Annotated in this window: 9 protein-coding genes and 1 pseudogene; 5 read left to right on the forward strand and 5 right to left on the reverse strand. The window is 67.4% G+C overall.

Features of this window, described 5'->3' with window-relative positions:
- Nucleotides 1-149: 149 nt before the first annotated feature.
- From ACWV17_RS17630 to ACWV17_RS17650, 5 genes and pseudogenes are all read left to right on the forward strand, one after another.
- Nucleotides 150-1,571 (forward strand): AAA family ATPase, encoded by a 1,422-nt coding sequence (locus tag ACWV17_RS17630; RefSeq protein WP_455360503.1) that lies wholly within the window; start codon nucleotides 150-152, stop codon nucleotides 1,569-1,571.
- Nucleotides 1,572-1,713: 142 nt separating this feature from the next.
- Entirely contained in the window at nucleotides 1,714-2,544 is an 831-nt protein-coding gene (locus ACWV17_RS17635) for an ABC transporter substrate-binding protein (RefSeq protein ID WP_455360490.1), read from the forward strand.
- Nucleotides 2,545-2,585: 41 nt separating this feature from the next.
- Nucleotides 2,586-3,374 carry an amino acid ABC transporter permease gene (locus ACWV17_RS17640; RefSeq protein WP_455360504.1) on the forward strand — a complete coding sequence of 263 codons (789 nt, stop codon included), beginning with the start codon at nucleotides 2,586-2,588 and terminating at the stop codon, nucleotides 3,372-3,374.
- Nucleotides 3,375-3,381: 7 nt separating this feature from the next.
- Nucleotides 3,382-4,137, forward strand: a complete 756-nt coding sequence (locus ACWV17_RS17645) for an amino acid ABC transporter ATP-binding protein (RefSeq protein ID WP_455360491.1) — start codon at nucleotides 3,382-3,384, stop codon at nucleotides 4,135-4,137.
- Nucleotides 4,138-4,246: 109 nt separating this feature from the next.
- Nucleotides 4,247-4,404: pseudogene (locus ACWV17_RS17650) on the forward strand (IS5/IS1182 family transposase); the annotation flags it as partial.
- Nucleotides 4,405-4,508: 104 nt separating this feature from the next.
- On the opposite strand, the gene ACWV17_RS17655 reads toward ACWV17_RS17650, so the two are convergent.
- The 5 genes from ACWV17_RS17655 to ACWV17_RS17675 are packed head-to-tail and all read right to left on the reverse strand — an operon-like array spanning nucleotide 4,509 to nucleotide 7,389.
- Complete coding sequence (locus ACWV17_RS17655; RefSeq protein WP_455360492.1) at nucleotides 4,509-5,051, reverse strand: SUKH-4 family immunity protein; 543 nt, start codon at nucleotides 5,049-5,051, stop codon at nucleotides 4,509-4,511.
- Nucleotides 5,048-6,571: a hypothetical protein gene (locus ACWV17_RS17660; protein WP_455360493.1), complete on the reverse strand. Its 1,524-nt coding sequence runs from the start codon at nucleotides 6,569-6,571 to the stop codon at nucleotides 5,048-5,050. The genes ACWV17_RS17655 and ACWV17_RS17660 overlap by 4 nt, the downstream gene beginning before the upstream one ends.
- A 23-nt stretch (nucleotides 6,572-6,594) precedes the next feature.
- Nucleotides 6,595-6,927 carry a helix-turn-helix domain-containing protein gene (locus tag ACWV17_RS17665; RefSeq protein WP_455360494.1) on the reverse strand — a complete coding sequence of 111 codons (333 nt, stop codon included), beginning with the start codon at nucleotides 6,925-6,927 and terminating at the stop codon, nucleotides 6,595-6,597.
- The gene (locus ACWV17_RS17670; RefSeq protein ID WP_455360505.1) at nucleotides 6,927-7,202 is read right to left on the reverse strand and encodes a tyrosine-type recombinase/integrase; all 276 of its coding nucleotides are present in this window, start codon (nucleotides 7,200-7,202) and stop codon (nucleotides 6,927-6,929) included. The genes ACWV17_RS17665 and ACWV17_RS17670 overlap by 1 nt, the downstream gene beginning before the upstream one ends.
- Nucleotides 7,159-7,389: a hypothetical protein gene (locus ACWV17_RS17675; protein WP_455360495.1), complete on the reverse strand. Its 231-nt coding sequence runs from the start codon at nucleotides 7,387-7,389 to the stop codon at nucleotides 7,159-7,161. The genes ACWV17_RS17670 and ACWV17_RS17675 overlap by 44 nt, the downstream gene beginning before the upstream one ends.
- Nucleotides 7,390-7,773 lie beyond the last annotated feature (384 nt).

Raw genomic sequence — 7,773 nt, forward strand, 5'->3', positions numbered from 1 at the left:
CCAGCTGCAGCCCATCGCCTCTCGCAGAGAGCACACAGCTCGATGCCGGCCGACCGCCGCCCGGTTGGCCTTCGTCGCGTACGCCGTACTGCATTGAGTCGGTGGGCACTATGTTCAGGTTGACCTGAACGATTTCTCGATAGGTCAACCTGAACGAAAATGGGTCGGGGCGTCGCCGCAACGGCAAGTCGTTCCTGCTGGAGGCGCTCACCGAGGCGGTGGGGGGCCTGTACGTGGCGGCGGTGCAGGAGGAGGGGCGGGTCCTCGCGCTGCAGCGGTTCAGTGAGGCGGTCGCCGACCATGCCGGGGTGCCCGCAGGGGCGCTGCGGCTCGGCGGTTGGGAGGAGCTGCTGTCCACCGCGCTGGACGTGGTCAACCGTGCGCCCGGCGCCCCGCTGCTGGTGATCGACGAACTCCCCTACCTGCTGCAGCACTCCCCGGAGATCCCGGGTCTTCTGCAACTCCTCTACGACCGCTCGCAGTCCCGAAAGGCGCCGGGCGGGCGGATCGTCCTGTGCGGATCGGCGATGAGTGTGATGAGCGAGCTGCTGTCGGGGACCAAGCCGCTGCGTGGCCGGGCCGTGCTGGACCTGCGCCTGCCGGCGTTCGACTACCGCACAGCCCGCACCCACTGGCAGGTCGCCGACCCCGGGACGGCGCTACTGGTCGACGCCTGTCTGGGCGGCGCCCCCGGGTACCGGCCGCTCGCGCCAGGCAGCAGCCCGCAGAGTGCGGCGGAGTTCGACGGCTGGGTCCAGCGCACGCTTCTTGATCCCGGCCGTGCGCTGTACTCACGGGTCGAGGCGGAGTTCCTGCTGCGCGAGGATCCGCGGATTACCCATCGCACGCTCTACTACGACCTGTTGTCCGTGGTGGCCCAAGGCGCATCCACCCCCGCCCGGATCGGAAGCCTGCTGGAGCGCCAGCGCTCGGCGGTGGTCGCTCCGCTCGAGGTCCTGGAGTCCACCGGCTACCTGCGTAAGGAGCAGGACCTGCTCAAGGCCCGCAACCCGGTGATCACCGTCGCCGACCCAGTGATCCGCTTCAACCAGCTGATCACCCTGCCCCTGGTGGACATGGTCGAGCACGGCCGTGCCCAGCAGGCGTGGCAGGAGTCCCGTCCCACCTTCCACTCCAAGATCCTCGGCCCCCACTTCGAGGAGCTGGCCCGTCGCTGGACACGGGCCTTCGCGCCTGACGAAACCACGCTGCGGGTCGGCGCTGTGGGCTCCGCGGACGTGCCCGACCCCTCGGCGAAGACCAAGCACGAGGTGGACGTACTCGCGCTCGCGCCGGGCGAGCGCCCTCAGTCGGCCCACGCCCGGATCGCCCTCATCGGCGAGGCCAAGGCCACCATTCAGCCGCGAGGCCTGCAGGATGTCGAACGCCTGGAACGCATCCGGGACCTGCTGACGGGCCTGGGTCACAACACCGAAGACGCCGCGCTGGCCCTGTACTCCCTGCATGGCTTCCACCCCGACGTACAGCATGCCGCAGCCCAACGCCGCGACCTGCTGCTGGTCGACCTCGCGGCACTGTACGGGGACGGCCCGGTACTCGGCGGCCAGTGACAGCGGCCCCGAGGATCTCGGAGCCCGACCGGCGTTCGACGCCCCATGGACTTTCGGCCAGGGCTCCGACATTCTGTGCGCACCTTGATCGCGGTTCGTTCCGTCGATCCGCGCGTCCGTCCTCGTGCACAGGGGGAACTTCATGAGCCCGTCCCGCCTGCCCTCCCGTCGGATCGCCTTGCTGTGCACAGCCGTTGGGCTGGTGTTTTCGGTCAGTGCCTGCAGTAGCAGCGGCGAAGGGGCGACCGTCAAGGGTGCCAAGCTGGTCAAGGCCGGGCAGATCACCACCTGTACGCACCTGCCTTACGCGCCCTTCCAGTCCGAGAAGGATGGGAAGGTCGTTGGCTTTGATGTGTCGATGATTGATCTGGTTGCGAAGGACCTCGGTGTCGAGCAGGTCATCGTGGACAAGTCGTTCGAGACGATCAAGACCGGTGCCGACCTGAACGCCAGTGTCTGCGATGTCGCCGCGGCTGGGATGACGATCACCGACGAGCGCAAGAAGAACCTGGACTTCTCCGCTCCCTACTTCGACGCCACGCAGGCGCTGCTGGCGCGCAAGGGGGTCAAGGCGGCGACCATCGAGGACGTCACCAAGCAGAAGCTCAAGCTCGGTTCGCAGTCGTCCACCACCGGCGAGGACTTCGCGCGCAAGCACGGCGCCGACCCGCAGTCCTTCGAGAGTTCCGACGCCGAGCTCAACGGGCTGCGCACCGGGCAGGTCGATGTCATCGTGCAGGACTATCCGGTGGTACAGAACTGGCTCAAGGACCCGGCCAACGCCGCCAAGTTCGAAGTCGTCGGCAACCTCGACACCGGCGAGCAGTACGGCTTCGCCGTCCGCAAGGGTGGCAATCCCAAGCTGCTGGAGATGATCGACCAGGCCATCAAGGACGCGAAGGCCGACGGGACCTACAAGAAGCTGTATGAGCAGTGGATCGGGCCGATGCCGCAGGGTGCTGACGCCCAGTGACGAGCGTCATCAGCGAAAAGGAGGCCCGCGCGCCGTCGCGGATGTCGCCGCGCCGGCGGCGGCGGGTCTCCCGCGGGGTGCAGTACGCCGTCTTTGTCGTCGCCGTGGTGGCCGTGGGGGCGCTGGCCGACTGGAAGCGGCTTCAGGAGCAGTTTCTACAGCCGGCCGTTGCCCAGCAGTTGTTCCCCGATCTCATCACCGTGGCGCTGCTGAACACCATGGTCTATACGCTGACCGGCTTCGGCGTCGGTCTCGTGCTGGGGCTGCTCGTGGCGCTGATGCGGCTGTCGTCCGTGGCGCCGTACCGCTGGCTGGCCATGGCGTACATCGAGTTCTTCCGCGGACTGCCCGCCCTGCTGATCTTCATCTTCGTCGGTGTGGGCGTTCCGCTCGCCTTCCCGGGTGTGGTCTTCCCCGGAGGTACGTACGGACAGGTCGCCTGCAACCTCGGCCTGGTCTCCGCCGCGTACATGGCCGAGACCATCCGGGCCGGCATCCAGGCCGTGCCGCGCGGTCAGCTGGAGGCGGCCCGCACGCTGGGGATGTCGCACGCCACAGCCATGCGGTCGATCGTGATCCCGCAGGCCTTCCGGATCATCGTGCCGCCGCTCACCAACGAACTGGTCCTGCTCTTCAAGGACTCCTCACTGGTGCTGTTTCTGGGCGTCACGCTGCAGCAGCGCGAACTCACCAAGTTCGGGCGTGACCTGGCCAGTACGACGGCCAACACCACCCCCATCTTCGTCGCGGGCCTGTGCTACCTCCTGGTCACCATCCCGCTCGGCTATCTCGTACGGCGCCTCGAGGCCCGTCATGCGAAGGCTAGGTGACAGTCCGATGAGTGCATCCGCCGCGGCGATCGAGATTCATGGGCTGCACAAGTCGTTCGGCGACGTCGAGGTGCTGCGCGGCATCGACTTCACCGTTGCCCCCGGCGAGGTCGTGTGCGTCATCGGCCCCTCCGGGTCGGGGAAGTCGACCCTCCTGCGCTGCGTGAACCTGCTGGAGGAGCCGACCAGGGGCACCGTGACCGTCGGCGGCATCGACATGACCGATCCGGACATCGACCTGGACGCGGTACGGCGCCGGATCGGCATGGTCTTCCAGCAGTTCAACCTCTTCCCGCATCTGAGTGTCCTGGAGAATCTCACGATCGCGCAGCGTAGGGTCCTCGGACGCGGCAAGGACGAGGCCGGCCGGATCGCGCGGGAGAACCTCGTCAAGGTCGGTCTGGCCGACCGCGAAGCCGCCTTCCCCGCCCAGCTCTCCGGCGGCCAGCAGCAGCGGGTCGCGATCGCGCGGGCGCTGTCGATGGCGCCCGAGCTGATGCTCTTCGACGAGCCGACCAGCGCGCTGGACCCCGAACTGGTGGGCGACGTACTGGCCGTCATGCGCACGCTGGCCGACGAGGGCATGACGATGATGGTCGTCACCCACGAGATGGGCTTCGCCCGCGACGTCGCCGACCGCGTGGTCTTCATGGACGACGGGCAAGTGGTGGAGGAGGGGAGCCCGGAAGACGTGTTGGCCCGACCGCAGCACGCCCGCACCCAGGCATTTCTCTCCCGTGTGCTCCACCCAGGGGTTGGGTAGTCCCGGTGCCGAGTAGACCCTGTGCCGACTGGTTGGGGCCTGTCCGGCGAATCGTGTGACTGGTGCCGGGGAGAGACACACGGCCCGACAGCACCGCCCCGACGAGGGACTCGGACGCTCCCGGGGCGGACTGACCTGCAAGATCCATCTGGCCGGTGAGGTGAGCGCCGCCCGCTGTCATTCGTGATCACACCAGGGCAGTGGGGCGACGCACCGCAGTTTATTCCAGTCATGGAAGGCATCCGCGTCGCCCGCCTGGGCCGGCCTTGGGGACTGGTGGGCTCGCATGTTGAGGTGTCGCGTATTCGCGAGCCGCTCGACGCGCTTGGCACGGTGAGTGATCGCTTGGGGATCGTGGCGGCCGCGGGTAACTACCAGAGCCAGCGGTCGAGGAACTCGGCCCAGATGAAACCGCGGTAGCCATCGAAGGCAGGCGGATCGATCTGCTTGAGTTCGTCAGCGAGCATGCTGAGCTCGGCCAGGGCTTCGTCCTCGCGGTCATCCGGATCGCTCAGGATCTCGGACTCGCTGACGTGCAGGCCGTAGTGGTGCAGGGTCCGCAGCCACAGGTCGATGGAGGAGTTGGCGAACCATGCCTCGCCTTGAGGAAGGACGTAGTAGACCGTCCCTGTACCGGGTTCGACGCCGAACGACCATTGCAGTCCCGGTACGAGGTCGCCATGGTGATTCTGGGTGAGGAGGTAGAGCGACCTACCAGCTGACGTCTGGAGTGCGGGAGCCACCTCCACCTGGAATGATACGTACTCGATCAACTGATCAACGATAGGAATCCCGACATCAACAAGTAGTGCCTTCTGTTCCTCAGGGATCTGCCAGCCCGACACGACTGCCGAGTCTGCCCTTGTAACGTTCCCGGCGCCGGCCCAGGCAGTGAGCTCGTCAAACGTTGTCATGTGAGAGTCCTTCCGCGGCTGGCTGCGATGCGGACCCTATCGAGCAGGGCTGACAGACACGTGGCCCCATCGGAGACGACACACTCCTCAGTGGACGCCGGGGGCGTATCGGCTCCAGGTTCCACCGGCCTCGGTGACCAGGCGGGTGGTGGTCTTGTCGTGATAGCCAAGTGCCTTCGCGATGACGGGGGCCGGGGCCTGGAGGACGAGCTGGCGGATTGCGGAGGTCCTGCCGCGCTGCGGCGGGACGCCGATCTCACGCAGATGGCCTTGAAGGCTGACCGGTTCATCGGCTGTCCGGGCTGGCGCCCGGGGAAGAGCCACTGTGAACTCCTGCTGCTGGCATAAGGCAGGTGTTGGCGGGATTGAATGTAGGCCCGCATCAGGTCGGCAACGGGCTCCGGCAGCGGGGACGGCGGGTCTCCCAACTGGACGGTGACGTTGGTCTCGTCGTCGGTGATGTCGTCGATGGTGAGGCGAACGATGCGGCTGACGGGTTGCGCATAGAGGAGAACGAGCGCGGCGGCGACCCAGGCTCGCAGGGGCAGGGAGTCGTCGTTGAGGACACGGCGGAGCATCGCGAGCCGGCGGTGCTGATGCAGCGGTTCCGGGTCCTGGGTGATAACGGCGGGCGGCAGCGTAAGGCGGGGCATCCGGCCGGTCTTCATGCACCACCGCAGGAATGACTGGGACGGACGGCGGGTGGCCAGGCTCTCGGTGTGCCAGGCGTCGATGTCGGCCTGCTGGCACTGCCCGATGGCGCGGCCTTGGCTGGCGAGCCATGCGAGGAAGGCACCGGCCTGGGTGACTTCCTGCTTGGTGTGGTTGGTCTGGGAGCGTCCCAGCGGTGCCTTCTCTGCCGTTGCCCTCAGGCGCGGCATCTGGTGCCAGGCGGCGAAGTGCCGGAGAAGCTGACGGTGTTCTGGTTCCTCGATGGTGGCGAGCCGTTCGGTCAGCCACCGCTGGTAGAGCAGGAGCTGCCGGTCGACTCGCGGGAGGACGCCGCTGTCCATCAGCAGGTCGCGCAGGTGAGTAACGGTTCGCCAGGGGGTTTCCTGGTGCAGCCCGTCGTGAGTGAGCGGGATGCTGCCGGTGGCCAGGCCCTGGAGAAGACGAACGACGTTGGGGTTGCGCAACCAGATCAGTCGGCTCTTGGGCCGGTCCATCTCCAGCAGGACCTTGACCAGCGGCAGAAACTCTGGGGCGACACGGCCGGTGCCGTCGTCGAGGAGGCGGGTGAGCGTGTCGGCGAGGGTGCAGTGTTCGCAGAGACGTCCGCCAAGCAGTAGCTCCTCGAAACCACAGCGATCGCAGAAGAAGTCGCGGACGATGCCCGCGCAGTCCCGGCAGATCGGTGTGCCACCGGTGTCTCGCCCCGGCAGTAGCCGATCGGTGTCGCAACAGGGGCAGCGGCCACGGACTCGCATCGCCTGTTCGTAGCAGGTCCGGCAGATCGGGCCGTCCGACCACTCTGCGGACTTCGAGGCTCGACGGCCGCACCGTGCGCAGTCGCGGATCATCCACCGCTCGTACTCCTCTGGCGTCACCGCTCACCCTCAGGCGTCAGTCGGACCCGTGTGGGTCGCCGGGCGGCCAGGTTGATCGGAGCTTCCTCGCCGGCGGCTCGGCGGGCCGGGAGGTTCTGGGCCGAGGTGGTGATCAGGTCGGTGGGCGTGCAGTCGAGGATGTCGCAGAGGGTGGCAAGTACCGGGAGGGAGAGCCGTTCCGGGGTTCCGGAGACCAGGCGGTGGACCTGGGAGGAGGACAGCGTGATGCCGCGTTCGGTCAGGTGTGGCATGAGCTCGGCAACGGCGAACGTGCCACGAGCGGCCATCAGCTCGCGCAGGCGCCACCGGTAGCTGATCTGGCGTGACATCACGAGGTCCTTCCCGGCCGCAGAGCGGCCTCGATGGTGGCGTCCAGGACGCGACGCAGAGAACGGGTGCGGAAGTCGGAGGAGACGCAGGTGTAGATCGCGGTGGTGGAGGCGTGGTCGTGGCCGACCTGCTGTTGGACGAACAGCGGGTCGTGGCCGTCCTCAATCAGATGGGTGATGTAGGACCTGCGTAGCGAGTGGAACTCCAGCGCGGGGTCCAGGCCGGCGGCGTCACGGTAGGCGGCGAAGCGGGAGTCCAGTCGCTGGACCCCGATTCGCGGGCCCGATGACCTCGGCGCCGTTCTCCTCCTGCTGCTGTTCGGCGGCTTCGGCCAGCGCTCGGTAGAGCGAGGCGACCGAGGGCGGTCTCCCTGCGTTCTTGCCGGTCTTGATGATCAGCTTCTTCGCGATCTCGGGGACGGGGGCGCCCTTGGCCTGGAGGGCGAGTGCGAAGGTGAGCATGTCGTCGTCGATGACTCTCGGGCGTCCGCCGTGGCTGCCCTTGGACGCGGCGATGACCTGTCCTTCGGGGTCTTCTCCCGGATGTAGTTGCGGTCGAACCGGGCGGCGACGGCCAGGACGGCGAAGAGCATGGCGCCCATGCCGGACGGGTCGTAGATGCCGGTGAGCGGGCCGGTCGGGCGCGGCCTCCTTGAACTGGTGGGCGAGCGCGAGCGCCTTGTCCAGCTCGGGCCGGATCTTGACGCGGGTGCTGATCTGCTCCTTGAAGACCTGGTGGCACTGGGCCGGACTCCCATGTCCGAGGTGGAGTGTCGGCGTACGGCCTTAGCTCCCCAGTTGTGTACAGACGAACGTCCCCAGACGTCAGGCCACTTCGGTCTCTCG

This window comes from Streptomyces mabaensis (assembly GCF_053763515.1).

Excerpts from the sequence above, each read along its gene's own strand:
- ACWV17_RS17635 (WP_455360490.1), top strand. The coding sequence starts at position 1,714 with ATGAGCCCGTCCCGCCTGCCCTCCCGTCGGATCGCCTTGCTGTGCACA.
- ACWV17_RS17640 (WP_455360504.1), top strand. The coding sequence starts at position 2,586 with ATGTCGCCGCGCCGGCGGCGGCGGGTCTCCCGCGGGGTGCAGTACGCC.
- ACWV17_RS17645 (WP_455360491.1), top strand. The coding sequence starts at position 3,382 with ATGAGTGCATCCGCCGCGGCGATCGAGATTCATGGGCTGCACAAGTCG.
- ACWV17_RS17655 (WP_455360492.1), bottom strand. The coding sequence starts at position 5,051 with ATGACAACGTTTGACGAGCTCACTGCCTGGGCCGGCGCCGGGAACGTT.
- ACWV17_RS17660 (WP_455360493.1), bottom strand. The coding sequence starts at position 6,571 with ATGATCCGCGACTGCGCACGGTGCGGCCGTCGAGCCTCGAAGTCCGCA.
- ACWV17_RS17665 (WP_455360494.1), bottom strand. The coding sequence starts at position 6,927 with ATGTCACGCCAGATCAGCTACCGGTGGCGCCTGCGCGAGCTGATGGCC.
- ACWV17_RS17675 (WP_455360495.1), bottom strand. The coding sequence starts at position 7,389 with ATGCTCACCTTCGCACTCGCCCTCCAGGCCAAGGGCGCCCCCGTCCCC.